We start from the raw sequence: 20534 nt of genomic DNA, 5'->3' as shown, positions 1-20534 counted from the left end.
ATCATGGGTCCGCTTTACTTCGCCGCCGCGCGTTGCGGCGGGCGTACGTGTGGTACACAGCAAAAACAGAACGATAAGAAGTTAGCAGGAGAGTACGATGTTTAAAGCTTTTTTCCCCAAACCGGGGCCGTTTTTTATTTCTGCCTTTATCTGGTCGCTGCTGGCGGTGATCTTTTGGCAGGCGGGCGGCGGCGACTGGCTGCTGCGGATAACCGGCGCATCGCAGGATGTCGCCATCAGCGCGGCGCGGTTCTGGTCGCTCAACTATTTGGTGTTTTACGCGTATTACCTGTTCTGCGTCGGCGCCTTCGCGCTGTTCTGGTTTATCTATAGCCCGCATCGCTGGCAATACTGGTCTATTCTCGGCACCTCGTTGATTATTTTTGTCACCTGGTTTTTGGTGGAAGTTGGGGTGGCGATCAACGCCTGGTATGCGCCGTTCTATGACTTGATTCAGAGCGCGCTGGCCACGCCGCACAAGGTCAGCATCAATCAGTTCTACCACGAGATTGGCATTTTTCTTGGCATCGCGCTGATTGCGGTGGTGATTGGCGTGCTGAATAACTTCTTCGTAAGCCACTATGTGTTCCGCTGGCGTACCGCGATGAACGAACACTATATGGAACACTGGCAGCATCTGCGCCATATCGAAGGTGCCGCTCAGCGTGTGCAGGAAGACACCATGCGCTTCGCCGCGACGCTTGAAGATATGGGCGTAAGCTTTATTAATGCGGTAATGACGCTGATTGCCTTCCTGCCGGTGCTGGTTTCGCTGTCGGCGCATGTGCCGGACCTGCCGATCGTTGGCCATTTACCGTATGGGCTGGTGATTGCCGCTATCGTGTGGTCGCTGATGGGAACCGGGCTGCTGGCGGTGGTCGGGATCAAGCTGCCGGGCCTGCAATTTAAAAACCAGCGCGTAGAAGCCGCCTATCGTAAAGAGCTGGTGTATGGCGAGGATGACGCCAACCGCGCCACGCCGCCGACCGTGCGCGAGCTGTTCAGCGCGGTGCGCCGCAACTACTTCCGCCTCTATTTCCACTATATGTATTTCAATATTGCCCGTATTCTTTACCTGCAGGTGGATAACGTTTTCGGCTTGTTCCTGCTGTTTCCGTCGATTGTCGCCGGTACGATTACGCTCGGCCTGATGACCCAGATCACCAACGTGTTCGGCCAGGTTCGCGGCTCGTTCCAGTATCTGATTAGTTCGTGGACCACGCTGGTGGAACTGATGTCCATCTATAAACGTCTGCGCAGCTTTGAGCGCGAACTGGATAACAAAGGGCTGCAGGAAGTCTCTTCAACCGTTAATTAATGAATGAATGCAAGGAAGGTTTATGGCGCAGGTTTCTCGCGGTGTTTCACTCTCTTTTACGCTGCTGGCCGGGTTGGTGCTGAGCGCCTGTACCAGCCAGCAGGCGCCTAAGTTGAAAGAAGGCGAGAAGCCGGTGGATGTCGCCGCCGTGGTGCGGCAAAAAATGCCCGCCAGCGTCAAAGACCGCGAGGCCTGGGCGCAGGCGATTGCCAAAACCTTTGACAGCCAGAAGCTGGCGCCGACGGAAGAAAACGTCTGTTCGGTGCTGGCGGTCGCCCAGCAGGAATCAAACTATCAGGCCGATCCGGCGGTACCGGGCCTGAATAAAATCGCCTGGCAGGAAATTGACCGTCGGGCGGAAAAAATGCATATCCCGGTATTTCTGGTGCATACCGCGCTGAAAATCACCTCGCCGAACGGTAAAAGTTACAGCGAGCGCCTCGATAACGTCAAAACGGAAAAACAGCTAAGCGCGATTTTTGATGACTTCATCGGCATGGTGCCGATGGGCCAGAAGCTGTTCGGCTCTCTCAACCCGGTGCATACCGGCGGGCCAATGCAGGTAAGCATCGCCTTTGCCCAGCAGCACACCGATGGCTATCCGTGGAAAATGGACGGCACCGTGCGCCAGGAAGTCTTCAGCCTGCGCGGCGGGTTGTGGTTCGGCACCTATCATCTGCTCAACTACCCGGCTAACTATAGCGTGCCGCTGTACCGCTTTGCTGATTTCAACGCCGGTTGGTATGCCAGCCGTAACGCCGCCTTCCAGAATGCGGTGGTTAAAGCCACCGGCGTTAAGCTGGCGCTGGATGGCGATCTTATTCGTTATGACAGCGATGAACCCGGAACGACTGAGCTGGCGGTGCGCCGTTTAGCCGGGCAGTTGGGGATGAGCGATGGCGATATCCATCGCCAACTGAAGAAGGGCGATAGCCTGGCGTTTGAAGAGAGCGATTTGTATAAGAAAATATTTAAAATCGCCGAGAAAAAGGCCGGGAAAACGCTTCCGCGCGAGATGTTGCCGGGGATCCAGCTGGAAAGCCCGAAAATCACCCGCAATCTTACTACCGCGTGGTTTGCTAAGCGGGTCGACGATCGCCGCGCCAGCTGTATGGCGCGTCGTTAACGGTTATGGTACCAGCGCAGGATAAGCCCCAGCGCGCCGACCAGCAGGCTACCAAACAGGAACGGAATTAAACCGAACAGGGTACCGACGCCGAGCCCAATCTCAATGCGCGGGCGGTTGATATCCTGAATCTGAATGAGATGTTCGAATACGCCTGGCGCGTGTACCAGCATGCTCAGCATTTGCGCGCCGGCCCAGATGCACAGCAGAACAAAAAGCGCGTAGGCAATGTTACCGCTGGTGATCGATACCTTCTTTTTGTTGCTCCCCATCAGCGTTTTAGAAAACGTAAATTCAGCCATATAAACCTCCGCAACACCTGTTCCGCTGGTTTTTCCCCCAGCTCTATAGACAGGAATTCTGGCAGCGCCGGGCGTTTCCCTGTATCAGATTGCTGGTAATTTCTGCCAGGAATAATCCTGTTTTGACAAAACTGTCGGCGAGCCCGCATTGCACAAAAGGGAGAGCGGCTTCGCATTGTGCGAACAATCTTGTTGGCGCGGCGGGCGGCTATGCGATGATGTTTTTTTTCCGCAGGAGTCGTTATGAAGCTGACCGACAAAATCCGCCGTGACTGGCACTACTACGCGTTTGCGCTGGGGTTAATTTTTATTCTCAATGGCGTGGTAGGGCTGTTGGGGTTTGACGCGCAGGGCTGGCAATCTTATGCCGTCGGTCTGGTGACGTGGGTAGTGAGCTTCTGGCTAGCGGGATTTGTTATTCGCCGCCGTCCGGCAGAAGAGGCGTAATATCCCCGGCAAGACGTGGTAGTTATTATTATCGGTTTGCGATCGTTTCGCCCTGGAAAAACGGTTGTTCTGTGGTGTTTCCAGGCACATTGCGCTCCCGATAATCCTTCTGCGTTATGTCTCTCATGGCGCAGGGAGCGCACAGAGGGCGGCCAGTCGCCGCCGCCCTCTGTACTCCCGGGCTCTGGCCGCCAAAATCGCCACTTCGTGGTTCCTTCGACTTATCCCTTCAGGCTTCGGGTCGGGCCGAGGCAGCGTCCGTGCAAAACACGGCCCTCAGCCCGCATCCATGCGGGCTGCCCCGGCCTTCCGGGAACGTCTCAGCGATTTTGAGGCCACCAACGGCGGCAGTTTCAGCAGCCACGGATAAAGAGGTAGCCCGGGTAAGGCGGTACGCCGCTACCCGGGAAAAATGCTTAGTTCATTGAGGTTTTCAGCGCGCGGTCGGCGGCGTGGCGCTCCAGCGCCAGCTCGATCAGGCGGCTTATCAGGCTGGTGTAATCCAGGCCGCTGGCCTGCCACAGCTTCGGATACATACTGATGTTGGTAAAGCCCGGCAGCGTGTTGATTTCGTTGATCACCACCTCGTTATCTTCCGTCAGGAAGACGTCAACGCGGGCCATTCCGCTGCAGCCGAGCGTTTGATAAGCGCGGACGGCGATATCGCGGATTTTGTCGTTGATCTCCGGGGCGATGGCTGCCGGAACCACCACCTGCGCGCCTTTATCATCGATGTACTTGGTATCGTAGGCATAGAATTCGCTATTGAGTACGATCTCCCCGCAGGTGCTGGCCTGGGGATAATCATTGCCCAGCACCGCGCACTCGATTTCACGGCCCTTAATCCCTTGTTCAACCACCACTTTATGGTCGAATTCAAAGGCTAACGCGACGGCCTGCCGATACTCTTCTTCACTCTTCACTTTGCTGACGCCGACGGAAGAACCCTGGTTCGCGGGCTTCACGAATAGCGGTAGTCCCAGCTTCGCTTTGACATCGGCAAAGCTGAACTGCTGGCGGTTGGCGCGAGTCAGGGTGATGAACGGCGCAATCGACAGACCGGCATCGCGTAGCAGGCGTTTAGTGACGTCTTTATCCATGCAGGCGGCGGAGCCCAGCACATCGGAGCCGACGAACGGCAAATTCGCCATCCGCAGCATCCCCTGCAGCGAACCATCTTCGCCAAGGGTGCCGTGAACAATCGGGAAGATGACGTCGATGGCCGCCAGCGGCTGGCCGCTATCGGCGTTGATCAACTGATGGGCATCGCGACCAGGAATTTGCGCCAGCGTCACGTCGGACGGGCGCAGCGCGATATGGGCAGGATCCTGCGGGTTCAGCAGATAGTTGCTGGCATCGTTGATATGCCAAAGCCCCTGTTTATCGATTCCCAGCAGCACAACATCAAAGCGTGTCTTATCAATTGCTTCGACGATATTTTTGGCTGACTGCAGCGACACTTCATGTTCTGCCGACTTACCGCCAAAAACGATCCCAACCCTCATTTTAGCCATTTCAACTTCCATCCTGATTACATCAAAACACATAACATAGCATGTGTTTTAGCGAGATGGCTGCCTGAATCTTTACCCTTTACAGCAGAGGGTTAAATGCTGCGCATTCGCCACTATCCGCCGATGTGCCTCAGCACATCCCACTGACGACAATGCGGTTATCTTCGATTATGTTTGTCTACTCCGCGGTCAGGGCGATAAAACACCAAACTCGCGGTATGCGCATCTCTGGTACTACGTGCGAAGACGGAAATTGCTAAGCTAGGTAATAATTAACGAAACACTAATGAATACGCGTAGTTATGGAATCCTAGAAGGTTAATCTCATTTCTGTCTGGTTCGGCTGCTTTTTCACCGGACTCGCCATCAGTCAAATTCTGCCCTTCTTACCGCTGTATGTCTCTCAGTTGGGCGTTACCTCACATGAAGCGCTGTCGATGTGGTCGGGCTTGACCTTTAGCGTCACCTTCCTGGTGTCGGCGATTGTCTCGCCGATGTGGGGGAGCCTGGCAGACCGCAAAGGGCGCAAACTCATGCTGCTGCGCGCCTCCCTTGGTATGGCGATTGCGATTTTGCTGCAGGCTTTTGCGAACAACGTCTGGCAGCTATTTATTTTGCGTGCGGTAATGGGGCTGACCTCCGGTTATATTCCCAACGCCATGGCGCTGGTGGCCTCGCAGGTGCCGCGTGAACGCAGCGGTTGGGCGCTCAGTACGCTGTCGACGGCGCAGATAAGCGGCGTGATCGGCGGCCCGTTGCTCGGCGGTTTTCTTGCTGACCACGTCGGCCTGCGGGCGGTGTTTTTCATTACCGCGATTTTACTGACGGTCAGTTTCCTCGTGACGTTGTTTCTGATTAAAGAGGGCGCCCGGCCGCAAGTGAGCAAAGCTGAACGCCTGAGCGGCAAAGCGGTCTTTGCTTCATTGACCCATCCGGGGCTGGTGATTAGCCTGTTTTTCACCACCCTGGTTATCCAGTTGTGTAACGGCTCTATCGGGCCAATTCTGGCGTTATTTATCAAGTCGATGGCGCCGGACAGCAACAATATCGCGTTTCTGGCGGGGATGATTGCCGCCGTACCGGGGATTTCGGCATTGATTTCCGCGCCTCGCCTGGGAAAACTCGGCGATCGCATCGGGACGTCGCGCATTTTGCTGGCGACGTTATGCTGCGCGGTGGTGATGTTCTTTGCGATGTCGTTCGTGACCTCGCCGCTGCAGCTCGGGGTATTGCGCTTCCTGCTGGGCTTTGCCGACGGCGCGATGTTACCGGCGGTTCAGACGCTGCTCTTGAAATACTGCAGCGATAACGTCACCGGGCGTATTTTCGGTTATAACCAGTCATTTATGTATCTGGGTAATGTCGCCGGGCCGCTCATTGGCGCTTCGGTCTCGGCAATGGCGGGGTTCCGCTGGGTGTTTATTGCCACTGCGTTGATTGTCCTGATTAATATCTGGCAACTGGCGATTATGTTACGCCGTAGCCGCCGCGCGGCCGTTTAAATAAAAATATTGGGCGCTCATAAGGGCGCCTTATATTAATCAGCTGATATAGCTATTAACCATTACCTTTAGTTATCCTTAAATAGTGCGACACATATTCCATTTTATTATTTACTATTAAATTTGGTTATAGAATTATCTTTTTGCTATTAATAATAGGGGCTTTCCCTTTGTTGCCTGGCGGTAATAAAAACGTTTCGCTGAATATTATTGCAGGAATAACCCTATTATTTGAAAATAATTCTGGTATCGATATGCCGATGTATGACATAACTAGGCCATTATGGATGTTGCTTAAGGATAATGCGTAATGAAAAATCTCATTGCTGAGCTGTTGGTCAATCTGGCGCAAAAAGAAGAAGAGGCAAAAGAGCTGACGGTACAGGTTGAGGCGCTGGAAATTGTCGTCACCGCGCTGCTGCGCCATATGGCTGAGGATGCGCAGCAACGTTTGATTCAGGATATCGAAACCGCCATGGAGCAGGTAAAGCCCGGACCGCTGGTGGACGACCGTGACACCCAACTTCTGCAGCAATATATAAAAAAGCTGCTCCGGCATCCTCGTAACTAATCATGTGACCAGTAAGGATGCTGTCATTTTTCTGTCACACCACTTTTATAAAGTCTCCCTCGTTTTGTTTTTTAAGTATTTTTTACATGGAGACGACAAAGTGAAATTATCTGCCCTCTTTATTGCCCTGTTACCGCTGCTGGCTCCCCCGGTTATTCATGCACAAACAACTTCTTCGCCGGTGCTGGAAAATCGCGCGGCCCAGGGCGATATCACGACCCCAGGCGGCGCGCGCCGTTTAACGGGCGATCAGACCGAAGCGCTGCGCGCTTCTTTAATCAATAAGCCGGCGAAAAATATTATTTTGCTCATTGGCGATGGCATGGGCGATTCAGAAATTACCGCCGCACGAAATTATGCCGAAGGCGCCGGCGGTTTCTTTAAAGGTATTGATGCCCTGCCGCTGACGGGCCAGTACACTCATTATTCTCTGGATAAAAAAACCGGCAAACCGGATTACGTGACGGATTCCGCCGCTTCGGCAACCGCGTGGACCACCGGCGTGAAAAGCTATAACGGCGCGCTGGGCGTTGATATCCACGAAAAAGATCATCAGACCATCCTTGAGCTGGCGAAAGCCGCGGGTCTTGCCACCGGCAATGTCTCGACGGCTGAGCTGCAGGATGCGACGCCGGCGGCGCCGGTGGCCCATGTGACCTCGCGTAAATGCTTTGGTCCCAGCGTGACCAGCGAAAAATGCGCCAGCAACACGCTCGAAAAAGGCGGCAAGGGCTCTATCACCGAACAACTGCTGAATGCCCGTCCGGATGTCTCTTTAGGCGGCGGGGCGAAGACCTTTGCTGAAACGGCGACCGCAGGGGAGTGGCAGGGGAAAACCCTGCATGAGCAGGCGGTCGCTCGCGGCTATCAGATTGTGACCGACGCCGCCTCTCTCGCCGCTATCAGCGAAGCAAATCAGGGTAAACCGCTGCTCGGTCTGTTCTCCGACGGCAATATGCCGGTGCGGTGGGAAGGCCCGAAAGCCTCTTATCACGGCAATATCGACAAACCGCCGGTAACCTGTACCCCAAACCCGAAACGCGATGCTTCCGTACCGACGCTGGCGCAGATGACCGAAAAAGCGATTGATCTCCTGAGCCGCAACGAGAAAGGTTTCTTCCTGCAGGTTGAGGGGGCGTCTATCGATAAACAGGACCACGCGGCAAACCCTTGCGGCCAGATTGGCGAAACCGTCGACCTCGATGAAGCGGTACAGAAAGCGCTGGAATTTGCCAAAAAAGAGGGTAATACCCTGGTGATCGTCACCGCCGATCACGCCCACTCCAGCCAGATTATCCCGGCCGACACGAAAGCGCCGGGCCTGACCCAGGCGCTGACGACCAAAGATGGCGCGGTAATGGTGATGAGCTATGGCAACTCTGAAGAAGAGTCGATGGAACACACCGGCACCCAACTGCGTATTGCCGCCTATGGCCCGCATGCGGGCAACGTGGTGGGTCTTACCGACCAGACCGATCTGTTTTACACCATGAAAGACGCGCTGGGTCTGAAATAACCCGCGGCCGGTAACGAATTTACGTTACCGGCTGGTTTTTTTGCTGATAGCGACCAGACTTACAGAGATCCACTAACAGAGGGATGGTGTGATGAAAATAACATTTCTGGTAACCCTACTTTTTGGTTTGGTCTTTGTTGCCGCGGTAAGTGCCGCAGATAAAACGTTAACGCCTCAGCAGCAGAAAATGAGCGTATGTAATACCGAAGCGGCGTCAAAGTCGCTAAAGGGTGATGAACGTAAAACCTTTATGAGCAATTGCCTGAAGAAAGATGCGCCAGCGGCCGGCAAGACGCTGACGCCTCAACAGCAGAAGATGAGCGCTTGTAGCAAAGAAGCGTCGTCGAAATCGCTGAAGGGTGACGATCGTAATAAGTTTATGAGTACCTGCCTGAAGAAATAAGATGACGGGTGGGGCGGTGGCGCCTCACCCGTAGTCTCTTTGAGGATTATCAGGAACGGCTCAGTTGCTCTGATTTTTCCATACACTTCGCCATTGCTTCGATAACGGCTGAACGGAAACCTTTTTCTTCCAGTACGCGAACCGCTTCAATGGTGGTGCCGCCCGGCGAGCAGACCATATCTTTCAGCGCGCCCGGATGTTCGCCGCTTTCCAGTACCATCTTCGCTGACCCCATGACCGCCTGCGCGGCGAATTTGTAGGCCTGCGCGCGCGGCATACCGCCGAGAACGGCGGCATCGGCCATGGCTTCGATAAACATAAAGACGTAAGCCGGCGCGGAACCGCTGACGCCAACCACCGGGTGAATCATCGGTTCGGCGATGGTTTCCGCCTGGCCGAAGCAGCGGAAAATGGTTAATACCTCGGCGATCTCTTCCGCGCTGACCAGCGCGTTTGGCGTCACGGAGGTCATCCCGGCGTTCACCAGCGACGGCGTGTTCGGCATGGCGCGAATAATTTTGCGATCGTGGCCCAGCGCGCGCGCCAGCTGATCCAGCGTGACGCCTGCGGCTATCGAGACCACCAGCGAATCTTTGTTCAGACTGGAAGCGATATCGCTTAATACCTTGGTCATGATCCCCGGCTTCACCGCGCCGAAGACGATATCGGCGACCTGAGCGACTTCTTGCGCGCTTTCCGCCGCATTAATACCGTACTGGTCATGCAGGGCGGCAACTTTGTCCGGCGATGGGGTATAGACCCAGATTTGCGCCGGTTGCACTTGTCCGCTGGCGATCAGGCCGCCGAGAATGGCTTTACCCATGTTGCCGCAGCCGATAAAGCCAATTTTCTTATCCATTACCTTTCCCCTCTGCATTTTTCGTTACGATCCCACTAGCTTATCATCCTGGCGCTTTTCTGGGGGAGAAAAGCAGGCGACAATGTCGCAACCTTTGCCGACGACAGGAGCCGAAATGGCGATTTGGGTAGATGCGGACGCGTGTCCGAATGTCATTAAAGAAATTTTGTTCCGCGCCGCCGAACGCACGCAGACGCCGCTGACGCTGGTCGCCAACCAGTCGCTGCGGGTTCCACCGTCGCGCTACGTCCGCGCGCTAAGGGTGGCGCAGGGTTTTGATGTTGCCGATAACGAGATTGTCCGTCTCTGTGAACCGGGCGATTTGGTGATCACCGCTGACATCCCGCTGGCGGCGGAAGTGCTGGCGAAAGGAGGGGCGGCGCTGAATCCGCGCGGCGAGCGCTACAGTGAGGCGACCATTCGCGAGCGCCTGACGATGCGTGATTTTATGGAGACGATGCGGGCCAGCGGCGTACAGACCGGTGGCCCGGATAGTTTATCGCAGCGCGATCGGCAGTTATTCGCCGCCGAGCTGGAGAAGTGGCTGCTTGCGGTTAAACGTCAGCAGGATTAAACCCAGCTGTCGTCATCGCTACCGAAATCATCGTCATTGCCGAAGCCGGCGTCGAAATCTGAGTCAAGGGTGTTGTTGTCCGCCAGGAAAGGATCGTCCTGCTGGCGGAACGGATCCTCGGCGGCGTTATTATCCAGCGCCGGGCTGACGTCTTGTTGCTGCTGCGGCTGCTGTTCATCGATGATGTTCACAATCTCCTGCGGGTGTGAACCACTGAACATATTGGTCAGCATATTGCCCAACACTACGCCGCCTGCCACCCCGGCCGCGGTTTGTAGCGCACCCGCCATAAAGCCACCGCCGCTGCGGCCTGCCGCCTGCGGGGCATAGTTTTGCTGCGGCGCATACTGCGGTTGCGCGTTATTGGCCTGCGGGCGGCCATATTGCTCGGCCCCAGGAATCGGATCGGAGCCGCGGGACTGGCCGCCGCCGAACAGGCCCGACAGGAACCCGCCGCTGCTCGGTTTTGCCGCCTGTAGCTGGCTAACCTGAGCCTCCAGCGCCTGAATGCGGTCGTTAAGTTGTTTGATAGCCGCTTCCTGAATCAGGATAGTTTGCGCCATATAGTACGGGGCCGCCGGCTGCTGGGTTACGTGCTGGGCAATCCGCGCCTCGGCGCTGGCGTCGCGCGATGCGCTGTGCGTCTCGGCCTCTTTTAAACGGGAAAACAGGCCATCAATAAGGCGTTGTTCTTCAGATTGCATGATACATTCCTCTGTCACACGGGTCATTTACCGTCAGAGTGCGACGGTCGGCCGGTGTTGTAAATATGTTGCAGCGTAAAGCTGTGCAGAAATGTGTTACCGTTTACGGCAAAGAATGGATAAAAAATAATCCTTCGCCTTTAAGTAAAGCTGGCATAACACTAAATGCAATGATAAGTTTACATGCGGAATCCATTCAAACTCTGTGGTAAATAGGGTTCCCTAAAAAATGTAACGATTATTTTACGGTTATCGTGGCAGGCATTTGCAGGTATCATGGCGTACTTTTCGCCTTTATTTCTCCGCGAAACGCGGAACCAGGGGGTCTTCGGTAATGACACAACCAATTTTTCTCATCGGGCCGCGAGGCTGCGGTAAAACGACGATCGGCCATGCCCTGGCGCGCGCGCTGCATTTCCAGTTTTCCGATACCGATCATCGTTTGCAGGCGCATGAGAAACGTACGGTAGCGGAAATCGTGCAGAAAGAGGGCTGGGAACGCTTTCGTGAACTGGAGACGCTGTCGCTGAAGGCTGTTACGCTGCCGGATACGGTGATTGCGACCGGCGGAGGAATTATTCTCGCTGAACGTAATCGTCTGTTTATGCGTGAAAACGGCATCGTGATTTATCTGCAGGCTTCAGTTAACGCCTTAATTGAGCGTCTGGAAGCATACCCACAGGCGGAACAGCGTCCAACGCTGACCGGTAAGCCCGTCCGCGAGGAAGTCGGCGAAGTGTTGGCGCAGCGGGAAGCCCTGTACCGCGAAACCGCCCATCATACCGTAGACGCCACCGCGACGCCGGATGCGGTGGTTGAACAGATTATGACCATGCTGTGCGATGTGACGGTAAGTTAGGATTTTACCTGGGTCAGGGGGGAAAGCGGAGCCTATACTTAATTGTTCTGACAGCCGAAAAAGGAAGAACAATGCCAAACAGACCCCCTTATCCGAGACAAGCACGCGTTGTCGCCGTCGAAAAAGGCGCCGCGGGTCAGACGGTCACCTGGTATCAGCTGCGTGCGGATTACCCGACACCCGATTCGCTGATCAGCGAACATCCCTCCGAGCAGGAAGCGTTAGACGCTAAACGGCGCTACGAAGATCCCGAAAAAACATAATCCCCCGGCCCGGTTTGTGCCATGAAGATGGCAATACCGGGCTCAGCTCACATTTTTAATTCATCAATGGTACTAATGAATACCTAACACACGGATTTTTCAGGAGCGACTCTGAAGCTTCTGGAATCTTTACATTCCGCAGCGCCGCTGAGCTGCTACGCTTCTCGACGGTTGATTTTTACTCACCAGGGGGGCGGATGTCGTGTGTGAAAAGCCTGTGTTGAAGCAGTGGTAGTGAAAAGGTACATGATATGAGTGCAACGATGGCAATTTTGACCATTGGCGTGGCGCCGGTGGCGGAAGTTTTGCCGCTGTTAACCGAACATATCAGGGAAGAGCAGATCACCCATATTAGCCTGTTAGGTAAAATGACGCGTGAAGACGTTATGGAAGATTATGCCGTGGAATCCGGTGACCAGGGGCTGCTGACCTTACTCAATGACAACCAACTGGTGGAAGTCTCCCGCCAAAAGGTGGAGCGCGATCTGCGCTGCGTTATCGAGATGCTGGATCGGCAGGAATATGATGTCATTCTTCTTCTCAGTTCCGAACAGTTGAGCGGCCTTGCGACGCACAACGCTATCCTTCTTGAGCCTGAACGGATTATTCCGCCGCTGGTGGCATCGATCGTCGATGGCCATCAGGTGGGTGTGATTGTACCCGTTGAAGAAGTCCTGCCCCTGCAGCGGCAAAAGTGGCTCACTTTAGAAAATACGCCTTACTATGCGCTGGCGAACCCGATGGGCGGCAGCGACAGCGATCTGCTGGATGCAGGAAGAGGTTTAGTCGAACAGGGGGCGGATGTACTGGTGCTCGACTGTCTTGGCTATCATCAGCATCACCGCGACGTATTACAAAAGGCGCTGGATGTCCCGGTATTATTGTCAAATGTGCTGGTTTCGCGACTGGCGGCAGAACTATTAGTTTAACCCGACGTTATCGATTAATTTTACGTGACAGGGGCAAGGAGCGCCCCCTATATTGAAGCTTCAACCAACGATGATAAGGTCTTGTTTATGCTTCAAAGCAATGAGTATTTTTCAGGGAAAGTGAAATCTATCGGCTTCACCAGCAGCAGTACCGGCCGCGCCAGCGTTGGAGTGATGGAAGAGGGTGAGTACGCCTTTGGCACCGCCCAGCCGGAAGAGATGACCGTGGTCAGCGGCGCGTTGAACGTGCTGTTACCGGGGGAAACGGAATGGAAGGTGTACGCGGCAGGTGAAGTGTTTAACGTACCGGGTAATAGCGAATTCCACCTGCAGGTGGCGGAACCGACTTCCTACCTGTGCCGTTATCTGTAATTTAAGCGCCTTCCTGCCGCGTCCACTTTCCGGGCCCGGCAGGAAGGTGATGCCTTAGCGCTGAGCTTCGCCGCCGAGGCCTTCTACCAGGTTTTGGATCAATGCCGCCAGCTCGCCGGTCATTAAGATAAAGTCGGCGTCAAAACGCTGCGCAAAATCTTCGCGGTCAATATCTTCATTCTGGTCACGTAATTCGTCGCAGAACTTCAGACGTTTGATCGATGCGTCGTCGCAGATCATAAACTGGATACGCTGCTGCCAGTCGAGCGCCAGTTTGGTGACCACTTTACCCGCTTCGATATGTACGGCGATCTCATCGCTCACCAGATCCTGTTTCTTCGCGCGGATCACGCCGCCATCTTCCAGCATCGCTTTCAATTCAGCTTCGTCAAGCAGCTGGAAGCCCTGAGCCACGCTACCGGAGCGCACCCATTCGGTCAGCGTCAGCTCGATCGGATTTTCCAGCGTCAGCGGCACCACCGGCAGCGAGCCCAGCGTTTTACGCAGCAGCGCCAGCGTATCTTCCGCTTTCTTCGCGCTGGCGCAGTCCACCATGATCAGGCCATTGACGGTATCGATCCACATCATCGTCTGGCTGAAGCGGCTAAAGGCGCGCGGCAGCAGCGAGTGCAGCACTTCATCTTTCAGCGAATCTTTTTCCGTTTTCTTCAGCTTGCGGCCTTGATCGGCTTCGAGCTTGAGGATCTTCGCTTCCAGCGCCTGTTTGATCACCGGCGACGGCAGGATCTTTTCTTCTTTACGGGCGCAGATAACGATCTGGCCGTTTGCCGTATGCGTCAGCGCGTCGCTGTGCGATCCCATCGGCGATACCCAACCGGTTTTCGCCATATCCTGGCTGCCACAAGGGGTAAATGTCAGCTCGGCCAGCTGTTTTTCCATCTCTTCGGCGCGCAATTCGATATCGCGGCTCAGACGGTAAACCATTAAATTTTTGAACCACAGCATGATAATTTCCACGGCTTTGTCGTTAAATCAGGCGGGCATGATAGCGAATTGTCGCTATGCTTGCATTGTTAATCGGGGTGAGGAGCAGACTGTGCGTATTGGTATTGATTTAGGTGGAACAAAAACAGAAGTCATCGCCCTGAGTGAGCAGGGCCAGCAGTTATTTCGCCACCGCTTGCCAACCCCGCGGGAGGATTATCGCCAGACCATCGAGACCATTGCCTCGCTGGTGGAGATGGCCGAGCAGGCGACCGGGCAGCGCGGCACCGTCGGTATGGGCATCCCCGGCTCGATTTCGCCATATAGTGGGGTGGTGAAAAACGCCAACTCGACCTGGCTGAACGGCCAGCCCTTCGATAAAGACCTCAGCCTGCGCCTCAATCGTGAGGTCCGGCTTGCCAACGATGCTAACTGCCTGGCGGTTTCGGAAGCGGTCGATGGCGCGGCCGCGGGGGCGCAAACCGTGTTTGCGGTCATTATCGGTACCGGCTGCGGCGCGGGGGTGGCGTTGAACGGGCGCGCGCATATCGGCGGCAATGGTACAGCCGGCGAATGGGGACACAACCCGCTGCCGTGGATGGATGAAGATGAGCTGCGCTATCGTCAGCAAGTGCCTTGTTATTGCGGCAAGCAGGGGTGTATTGAAACCTTTATTTCCGGCACCGGCTTCGCCACCGACTTTCAGCGGCTAAGCGGAAAACCGTTAACCGGCCGCGAGATTATGCGCCTGGTGGGGGAAGGTGACGAAAAGGCCGAACTGGCGCTGCGCCGCTACGAGCAGCGTCTGGCGAAATCACTGGCGCACGTGGTGAATATCCTCGATCCAGATGTCATTGTGTTAGGCGGCGGGATGAGCAACGTCGAACGTCTGTATCAAACGGTTCCGGGGCTGATGAAACAGTGGGTATTCGGCGGAGAATGCGAGACGCCGATTCGCCAGGCGATGCATGGCGATTCCAGCGGCGTACGCGGCGCGGCATGGCTGTGGCCGCTATAATCTCATTCCCTCTCCCCCCTGTGGGGAGAGGGTTAGGGTGAGGAGAAGACTTCACTCCACCGCAAACGCTTTCTCCAACCGGCTGTATCCCAGACCGTTTATCTTTTTCACTTTAATCTGCACCGGGATGCGTTCTTTCATCGCCTCGACGTGGCTAATCACGCCAATAACTTTGCCGCTGGCGTTAAGCGCGTCGAGCGCATCCAGCGCGGTATCCAGCGTTTCGCTATCCAGGGTGCCGAATCCTTCGTCAAGGAAGAGCGAATCAATTCGCGTCTTATGGCTCACCAGGTCAGATAGCGCCAGCGCCAGCGCGAGGCTCACAAGGAAGCTTTCGCCGCCGGAAAGCGTGCGGGTATCGCGCACCGCGTCGGCCTGCCAGGTGTCCACCACTTCCAGCTCCAGCGCCTCGCTGGCTTTGCGTTGCAGCAAGTAGCGACCATGCAGGCGGTTGAGCTGCTGGTTAGCCAGCCACACCAGATTATCCAGCGTCAGCCCCTGGGCGAATTTACGGAACTTATCGCCCTCTTTTGAACCAATGAGCGCATTCAGCCAGGCCCAGTCTTCGACCTGCTGCGCGGCTTGTTCCATCTGCTGGCGTAATGATTGCTGGCGCTGTTGGTTATCGCTGTTTTGCTTCAACTGCTGGCGGATCTCACCCTGACGGGCGCTGTTTTCCCGCAACTGGCGCGCCAGTTGCTCCAGCCTATTCTCTCGCTGCTCCAGCGGCTGGTTGATATCAATATCGCCGGGCGGCTGTTGCTGATGGCGTTCAAGCGACGCCTGCGCCCGCAGGGCCAGCGTTTGGTTCTGCTGAACTTCTTTTTCCAGCGTCTGCTTGAGTTGTTCCAGCCGCTGGCGGCTAGCCTCGTCAAGCAAAGCGGCAAGAAAGGCCGTTTGGTCGGCAAACGGGCTGGCGGCCAGCGCGGCGGTAAACTGCTTTTCGCTTTCCTTCACCTGCGCCTGCTGCTGGCTTTCCTGCTGGCCCAGCGTTTGCCACTGGCTCTGTAGCGCCAGGCAATCATCATGCACCTGCCGCCAGCCCTCCAGCGGCGCGGGAACGACGGTTTCCGTTGACTCGGGCAGCGTCTCAAGCAGCGGCGTTAGCTGCTGGCGTTGCTCCTGCAGCGCGGCGGCTTCATTTTGTTTCGCCTGCCAGCTGTGGGTCTCGGCTTCGCGCTGGGCCAGCCAGTCGTTAGCCTCTGCGGCAGGCGGAAGCGCCAGGGAATAAACCTCCAGCTCCGCCTGCAGCGCGCGACGGCACTGTTCGAGATCCTGCTGTAACTGCTGGAGCTGCTGCTGGCTCTCCTGCTGTTGCGCCTGCCAGGCCAGTCGTTGTTGATGCTGATACAGCTGCTGTTCATGCTGCTGTTGGCTATCAAGCCAGCCGGCAATATCATCCTGCGGCGTTAGCGCGATCGCCAATTCCGCGAGGGTGGCTTGCCATTGAGAGGTGAGCGCTTGCTCCTGCTGCAGAAGCGATGTTTTCTCGTCAGCGTCTTTTTGCTGTTGTTTAAGCAACGCTTCAAGCTGGCCGCGCAGCTGCGCGCCTTCTTCCGCCAGCTGTCGCACTTCCCGATCCAGCGCGTCGCGGCGGGTTTGGTTGATGCCGGGCACCAGCGCCTGGTATTCCGCCACCGCCGGATGATGTTCGGAACCGCACAGTGGACAAGGCGCGCCTGGCTGCAGGCGGGCGCGCTCGGCTTCCAGCCCGGCGATACGCGCTTCCAGTTCGCAGATGGCTTTTACATCGCTGAGCTGTTGATTTTTTTCCTTCCACGCCTGACGGCGCTGTTGTAGCGCGGCTTCAAGCTTCTCTTTTTCCTGCTGTGAGGCGTTTTCCGCGCTCTGTAGCTGCCGCAGACGCAGGAACAGCGGCTGCAGCTGGCGATGGAGGGTTGAGAGCTGCTGGCGCAGCGGGCGGGCGGCGGTATGCTGTGCCAGCTCGCGGCTGACCTGCTGCGCATCGAGGGTTAGCGTGGTGGCCGGCAATTCGCCGAGCTTACGGCTGGCATCCTGCAGGCGCTGCTGTAGCGTCAACTCTTGCTGAGCGTCGCGATTAAGCTGCTGGAAGGTGGCTTTCCAGCCTGCCAGCGCCGTACTCCACTGCTGGAATCGCTCGTGCGCTTTAAGCCACTCATGCAACGATTGCTGGCTGGATTCTAGTTGAGCCAGACGTTGTTGGGCTGCCAGGCGGATCCCGGCGCGACGGCGCAGGCTGTCCTGTAAGCGAGTATTTACTTCCTCAACCTGACGGCGGGTTTGCGCCAGCGCGGTACTGTGTTCCTGTAGCCGCGACCATAATGGGCGCAGTTGCTCTGCCGGCTGCGCGGTTTGTAGCGCCGCCAGCTGCGGCGCGGCGGCTTCCTGCGCCAGCAGCGCCTGCTGTAAAGCGGCCTGCGCCTGGGTGGCTTCCGCGTTTAGCTCCTGACGGCGGCGCAGCCACTGTAGGGCATTTTGCTGGCGGGTCTGTTCGGCAAGCTGCTGCTGTTCTTCAGCAGTAAGTACTTGCAAACTTTGCTGTAACGCCTGCTGCTGCTCATCATTTAACAGTACGACGCCGGAGGCCTGCGCCTGCAGCTTTTCCAGCTCAATGCGGGCGAGTTTATGTTTTTCAAAGACCTGCGCGGAAATTTGCCCGTAAATTTCAGTCCCGGTCAGCTCTTCCAGCAGCTCGGCGCGCTCTTTCGGTTTGGCATTGAGGAAAGCGGCGAATTGTCCCTGCGAAAGCAGCATTGAACGGGTAAAGCGCCCATAGTCGAGGCCGGTAATTGATGCCGTCAGCTCCAGTTTGTCTTTGACCTTGTCGGCAAGAATTTTACCGTCGTCGCAGCGCGCCAGCTCAACGCGCGGCGCCTGTAGATTGCCATCCGGCTGGTTGCGGGCGCGGTTCTGGCTCCAGAAGGCGCGATAGGCGGTGCCCCGGACCTCAAATTCAACTTCCGCCAGGCACTCGGCGGTGTCGCGGGTCATCAGATCGTTTTGCGATTGCGATACGCTGCTCAGGCGCGGCGTTTCGTGGTACAGCGCGAGACAGATGGCATCTAACAGGGTGGTTTTCCCGGCGCCGGTCGGCCCGGTAATCGCGAATAACCCATTGCTGGCGAATGGTTCAGCGGTAAAGTCGATTTTCCATTCGCCTTTCAGCGAGTTAAGGTTTTTCAGACGTAGGCTCAGGATTCTCACAGGTGTTCCTCACCGTTCAGGCTATGCAGCGTTTCCGTAAACAGTTGCTCCAGCCGCAGTTGCTGTGGAGCATCAAGAGTTTCCAGCGCCAGGCGGCGGGCAAACACCTCTTCCACCTGCAGTTCGCTCAGCGTTTCTCGCTGAACGCCGGCCAGAATGCGTTCACGCTGGGCGCGACTGCGGCGCACCAGCAGCACTTCCACCGGCAGCGATTCGGTCTGCTGCTGAATTTTTCTTTGGATATCGTGCAGATATTCATCGCTGGTGATTTCGATATCCAGCCAGACCGGCGGCTGCTGCGCGCTATCCTGCCACTGCTGAAGCTGTTCGGTGATGCTAGCGAAATCGCCTTTCAGTACCGCCAGCGGCTGGGTGATCGGCACCGGCAGCGGCGTCACCTCGCTGAGCTTGCCCTCCCTGAATGAGACCAGATTAACGCTTTTGTTTTTTCCGGTTTCATCAAAACTCAGCGGCAGCGGCGAACCGCTGTAGCGAATATGCTCGCAGCCGCCGACCATCTGGGCGCGATGAATATGGCCGAGCGCGATGTAATCGGCGGGCGGGAAGCGGTTGGCCGGGAAGGCGTCGAGGGTACCGATATAGATTTCACGGACCGCGTCGCTTTTGCTGGCGCCGACGGTGGTGAGGTGGCCGCTGGCAATAATCGGTAGTGCCCGTTCGCCGCGCAGATCGCAGGCCTGCTGATATTGCTGCTGATAGTAGTCGCTGATGGCGGTGAGCAACTGCTGCTGTTTTTCGCCGCTGGAGTGGCCAGCCTGGCTGACCACCAGTTCGCGCGGGCGCAAAAACGGCACCGGGCAGAAGACTGCGCCGGGCGTGCCGTCGCGCCGCGGCAAGATAAAGGGCGCGTGGCCGGCGTTGGCGACCACGGTGGTTTTCAGGAAGGCGAGTATTTCGCGCGACTCGTTTAACGTCGCCACCGAATCGTGGTTGCCCGCCAGCACCACCAACTGGCAGCCGGTTGGCTGCAGCTGAACGACAAAACGGTTATACAGTTCGCGGGCGTAGCTCGGCGGAGAGCCGGTATCAAAAATATCGCCGGCGACGATAATGGCATCCACCTCGTGTTCCTGCGCGCGTTCCAGCAGCCAGTCGAGAAAGGCGGCGTGTTCGTCCGCGCGGCTTTTGCTGTAGAAGTTCTGGCCGAGGTGCCAGTCGGAGGTATGAAGGATGCGCATAAAAATTCCGTTGCGATAAAAGCCAGGCGGCCATTATAACGTTGATCCTGCCGCCCGTATTCCTTTTGCCCTATTACGGCGAGACAGGATGCGTTAAGTGCGTGTCATCATTCAAAATCCGCATTCATCAGACGGTCATTTTTTCATAAATCTGTCACAAATCTGACGCATAATGGCCGCGCACTTCTATACTGATGGCTAAAAAACACAGGGTAAATAATGGCGAGAAGAATTCTGGTCGTTGAAGATGAAGCTCCAATCCGCGAAATGGTCTGCTTTGTTCTGGAGCAAAACGGCTTTCAGCCCGTCGAGGCGGAAGATTTTGACAGTGCGGTGAATCAACTCAATGAACCCTGGCCCGATTTGATTCTCCTCGACTGGATGTTGCCGGGCGGATCGGGGCTACAGTTTATTAAACAGCTTAAGCGCGAAGCGATGACCCGCGATATTCCGGTGGTGATGCTGACGGCGCGCGGCGAAGAAGAAGATCGCGTTCGCGGTCTGGAAACCGGCGCGGATGATTATATTACCAAGCCGTTTTCGCCGAAGGAGCTGGTGGCGCGAATTAAGGCGGTGATGCGCCGTATTTCGCCAATGGCGGTTGAAGAGGTGATTGAGATGCAGGGGCTGAGCCTGGATCCTTCCTCGCATCGCGTCATGACCGGTGAAAATCCGCTGGATATGGGGCCGACCGAGTTTAAATTATTACACTTCTTTATGACCCACCCGGAACGCGTATACAGCCGTGAACAGCTGCTGAATCACGTTTGGGGAACCAACGTTTACGTTGAAGACCGGACGGTGGATGTGCATATTCGCCGCCTGCGCAAAGCGCTGGAACATAGCGGCCATGACCGAATGGTACAGACGGTTCGCGGCACGGGATATCGTTTCTCCGCCCGTTTCTGAATTTTGACAGGAGTGTGA

21 protein-coding genes are annotated in these 20534 nt (G+C 56.2%); 14 read left to right on the top strand and 7 right to left on the bottom strand.

What is annotated here, in order from left to right:
* Window positions 1–97: 97 nt before the first annotated feature.
* Together sbmA and ABLV66_RS19865 are read left to right on the top strand one after the other, a co-directional pair.
* Window positions 98–1318 carry a peptide antibiotic transporter SbmA gene (sbmA, locus tag ABLV66_RS19870; protein WP_045390986.1) on the top strand — a complete coding sequence of 407 codons (1221 nt, stop codon included), beginning with the start codon at window positions 98–100 and terminating at the stop codon, window positions 1316–1318.
* Between the two features lie 22 nt (window positions 1319–1340).
* Complete coding sequence (locus tag ABLV66_RS19865) at window positions 1341–2444, top strand: DUF1615 domain-containing protein (protein ID WP_045390983.1); 1104 nt, start codon at window positions 1341–1343, stop codon at window positions 2442–2444.
* Here the strand turns inward: ABLV66_RS19865 and ABLV66_RS19860 are convergent.
* The gene (locus tag ABLV66_RS19860; RefSeq protein WP_348876135.1) at window positions 2441–2746 is read right to left on the bottom strand and encodes a DUF2755 family protein; all 306 of its coding nucleotides are present in this window, start codon (window positions 2744–2746) and stop codon (window positions 2441–2443) included. The genes ABLV66_RS19865 and ABLV66_RS19860 overlap by 4 nt on opposite strands.
* Before the next feature lie 243 nt (window positions 2747–2989).
* Here ABLV66_RS19860 and ABLV66_RS19855 point away from each other — a divergent pair, with 243 nt between their 5' ends.
* Window positions 2990–3193 carry a DUF2754 family protein gene (locus ABLV66_RS19855; protein WP_045390980.1) on the top strand — a complete coding sequence of 68 codons (204 nt, stop codon included), beginning with the start codon at window positions 2990–2992 and terminating at the stop codon, window positions 3191–3193.
* 416 nt (window positions 3194–3609) lie between these two features.
* Here the strand turns inward: ABLV66_RS19855 and ddlA are convergent, their stop codons facing one another.
* Window positions 3610–4707 carry a D-alanine--D-alanine ligase gene (ddlA, locus tag ABLV66_RS19850; protein ID WP_045390977.1) on the bottom strand — a complete coding sequence of 366 codons (1098 nt, stop codon included), beginning with the start codon at window positions 4705–4707 and terminating at the stop codon, window positions 3610–3612.
* A 326-nt stretch (window positions 4708–5033) separates the two neighbouring features.
* On the opposite strand from ddlA, the gene ABLV66_RS19845 reads away from it, so the two are divergent.
* From ABLV66_RS19845 to ABLV66_RS19830, 4 genes are all read left to right on the top strand, one after another.
* On the top strand, window positions 5034–6209 hold the full coding sequence (locus ABLV66_RS19845) for a multidrug efflux MFS transporter (RefSeq protein WP_348876170.1): 1176 nt from the start codon (window positions 5034–5036) through the stop codon (window positions 6207–6209).
* A gap of 310 nt (window positions 6210–6519) precedes the next feature.
* Window positions 6520–6780: an anti-adapter protein IraP gene (gene iraP / locus ABLV66_RS19840; protein ID WP_015368026.1), complete on the top strand. Its 261-nt coding sequence runs from the start codon at window positions 6520–6522 to the stop codon at window positions 6778–6780.
* 100 nt (window positions 6781–6880) lie between these two features.
* On the top strand, window positions 6881–8296 hold the full coding sequence (gene phoA, locus ABLV66_RS19835; protein WP_348876134.1) for an alkaline phosphatase: 1416 nt from the start codon (window positions 6881–6883) through the stop codon (window positions 8294–8296).
* Between the two features lie 91 nt (window positions 8297–8387).
* Window positions 8388–8699: a PsiF family protein gene (locus ABLV66_RS19830; RefSeq protein WP_045390969.1), complete on the top strand. Its 312-nt coding sequence runs from the start codon at window positions 8388–8390 to the stop codon at window positions 8697–8699.
* A 49-nt stretch (window positions 8700–8748) separates the two neighbouring features.
* Here the strand turns inward: ABLV66_RS19830 and proC are convergent, their stop codons facing one another.
* Window positions 8749–9558 carry a pyrroline-5-carboxylate reductase gene (gene proC / locus ABLV66_RS19825; protein WP_015368023.1) on the bottom strand — a complete coding sequence of 270 codons (810 nt, stop codon included), beginning with the start codon at window positions 9556–9558 and terminating at the stop codon, window positions 8749–8751.
* Window positions 9559–9673: 115 nt separating this feature from the next.
* Between proC and ABLV66_RS19820 the strand changes: the two genes are divergently transcribed.
* The gene (locus tag ABLV66_RS19820; protein WP_015368022.1) at window positions 9674–10132 is read left to right on the top strand and encodes a YaiI/YqxD family protein; all 459 of its coding nucleotides are present in this window, start codon (window positions 9674–9676) and stop codon (window positions 10130–10132) included.
* On the opposite strand, the gene ABLV66_RS19815 is transcribed toward ABLV66_RS19820, so the two are convergent.
* Window positions 10129–10836 (bottom strand): DUF2076 domain-containing protein, encoded by a 708-nt coding sequence (locus ABLV66_RS19815; protein ID WP_063416629.1) that lies wholly within the window; start codon window positions 10834–10836, stop codon window positions 10129–10131. The genes ABLV66_RS19820 and ABLV66_RS19815 overlap by 4 nt on opposite strands.
* Window positions 10837–11170: 334 nt before the next feature.
* Here ABLV66_RS19815 and aroL point away from each other — a divergent pair, with 334 nt between their 5' ends.
* The 4 genes from aroL to ppnP all read left to right on the top strand — a co-directional run bounded on the left by aroL (window position 11171) and on the right by ppnP (window position 13259).
* Window positions 11171–11695, top strand: coding sequence for a shikimate kinase AroL (gene aroL, locus ABLV66_RS19810; protein ID WP_032707531.1), 525 nt, complete (start codon window positions 11171–11173; stop codon window positions 11693–11695).
* Between the two features lie 71 nt (window positions 11696–11766).
* Window positions 11767–11958, top strand: a complete 192-nt coding sequence (locus ABLV66_RS19805; RefSeq protein ID WP_015368019.1) for a YaiA family protein — start codon at window positions 11767–11769, stop codon at window positions 11956–11958.
* Between the two features lie 251 nt (window positions 11959–12209).
* Window positions 12210–12887 carry an AroM family protein gene (locus tag ABLV66_RS19800; RefSeq protein ID WP_015704547.1) on the top strand — a complete coding sequence of 226 codons (678 nt, stop codon included), beginning with the start codon at window positions 12210–12212 and terminating at the stop codon, window positions 12885–12887.
* 87 nt (window positions 12888–12974) lie between these two features.
* Window positions 12975–13259: a pyrimidine/purine nucleoside phosphorylase gene (gene ppnP, locus ABLV66_RS19795; RefSeq protein WP_047044546.1), complete on the top strand. Its 285-nt coding sequence runs from the start codon at window positions 12975–12977 to the stop codon at window positions 13257–13259.
* A 54-nt stretch (window positions 13260–13313) separates the two neighbouring features.
* Here ppnP and rdgC read toward each other — a convergent pair whose 3' ends face one another.
* A complete protein-coding gene (rdgC, locus tag ABLV66_RS19790; protein ID WP_049061870.1) occupies window positions 13314–14225 on the bottom strand; it encodes a recombination-associated protein RdgC in 912 nt (303 codons plus the stop codon).
* 91 nt (window positions 14226–14316) lie between these two features.
* Between rdgC and mak the strand changes: the two genes are divergently transcribed.
* Window positions 14317–15222 (top strand): fructokinase, encoded by a 906-nt coding sequence (gene mak, locus ABLV66_RS19785; protein ID WP_320482320.1) that lies wholly within the window; start codon window positions 14317–14319, stop codon window positions 15220–15222.
* Between the two features lie 51 nt (window positions 15223–15273).
* Here mak and sbcC read toward each other — a convergent pair whose 3' ends face one another.
* Window positions 15274–18408: an exonuclease subunit SbcC gene (gene sbcC, locus ABLV66_RS19780; protein ID WP_320482319.1), complete on the bottom strand. Its 3135-nt coding sequence runs from the start codon at window positions 18406–18408 to the stop codon at window positions 15274–15276.
* Complete coding sequence (gene sbcD, locus ABLV66_RS19775; RefSeq protein WP_320482318.1) at window positions 18405–19607, bottom strand: exonuclease subunit SbcD; 1203 nt, start codon at window positions 19605–19607, stop codon at window positions 18405–18407. Before sbcD ends, sbcC begins: the two co-directional genes overlap by 4 nt.
* Before the next feature lie 219 nt (window positions 19608–19826).
* Here sbcD and phoB point away from each other — a divergent pair, with 219 nt between their 5' ends.
* Window positions 19827–20516: a phosphate response regulator transcription factor PhoB gene (gene phoB, locus ABLV66_RS19770; protein WP_004099401.1), complete on the top strand. Its 690-nt coding sequence runs from the start codon at window positions 19827–19829 to the stop codon at window positions 20514–20516.
* Window positions 20517–20534 lie beyond the last annotated feature (18 nt).

It is taken from the genome of Klebsiella sp. CN_Kp073 (genome assembly GCF_040065495.2).
GTDB lineage: Bacteria > Pseudomonadota > Gammaproteobacteria > Enterobacterales > Enterobacteriaceae > Klebsiella > Klebsiella aerogenes.
This window is presented reverse-complemented; position numbering and strand designations above follow the sequence as displayed.

Coding starts and splice junctions, on each gene's coding strand:
- sbcD (WP_320482318.1), bottom strand. CDS start 19,607: ATGCGCATCCTTCATACCTCCGACTGGCACCTCGGCCAGAACTTCTAC.
- ABLV66_RS19815 (WP_063416629.1), bottom strand. CDS start 10,836: ATGCAATCTGAAGAACAACGCCTTATTGATGGCCTGTTTTCCCGTTTA.
- ABLV66_RS19865 (WP_045390983.1), top strand. CDS start 1,341: ATGGCGCAGGTTTCTCGCGGTGTTTCACTCTCTTTTACGCTGCTGGCC.
- ABLV66_RS19805 (WP_015368019.1), top strand. CDS start 11,767: ATGCCAAACAGACCCCCTTATCCGAGACAAGCACGCGTTGTCGCCGTC.
- ABLV66_RS19800 (WP_015704547.1), top strand. CDS start 12,210: ATGAGTGCAACGATGGCAATTTTGACCATTGGCGTGGCGCCGGTGGCG.
- ABLV66_RS19820 (WP_015368022.1), top strand. CDS start 9,674: ATGGCGATTTGGGTAGATGCGGACGCGTGTCCGAATGTCATTAAAGAA.
- aroL (WP_032707531.1), top strand. CDS start 11,171: ATGACACAACCAATTTTTCTCATCGGGCCGCGAGGCTGCGGTAAAACG.
- ABLV66_RS19830 (WP_045390969.1), top strand. CDS start 8,388: ATGAAAATAACATTTCTGGTAACCCTACTTTTTGGTTTGGTCTTTGTT.
- ABLV66_RS19860 (WP_348876135.1), bottom strand. CDS start 2,746: ATGGCTGAATTTACGTTTTCTAAAACGCTGATGGGGAGCAACAAAAAG.
- ppnP (WP_047044546.1), top strand. CDS start 12,975: ATGCTTCAAAGCAATGAGTATTTTTCAGGGAAAGTGAAATCTATCGGC.
- rdgC (WP_049061870.1), bottom strand. CDS start 14,225: ATGCTGTGGTTCAAAAATTTAATGGTTTACCGTCTGAGCCGCGATATC.
- phoB (WP_004099401.1), top strand. CDS start 19,827: ATGGCGAGAAGAATTCTGGTCGTTGAAGATGAAGCTCCAATCCGCGAA.
- iraP (WP_015368026.1), top strand. CDS start 6,520: ATGAAAAATCTCATTGCTGAGCTGTTGGTCAATCTGGCGCAAAAAGAA.
- sbmA (WP_045390986.1), top strand. CDS start 98: ATGTTTAAAGCTTTTTTCCCCAAACCGGGGCCGTTTTTTATTTCTGCC.
- ddlA (WP_045390977.1), bottom strand. CDS start 4,707: ATGGCTAAAATGAGGGTTGGGATCGTTTTTGGCGGTAAGTCGGCAGAA.
- proC (WP_015368023.1), bottom strand. CDS start 9,558: ATGGATAAGAAAATTGGCTTTATCGGCTGCGGCAACATGGGTAAAGCC.
- ABLV66_RS19855 (WP_045390980.1), top strand. CDS start 2,990: ATGAAGCTGACCGACAAAATCCGCCGTGACTGGCACTACTACGCGTTT.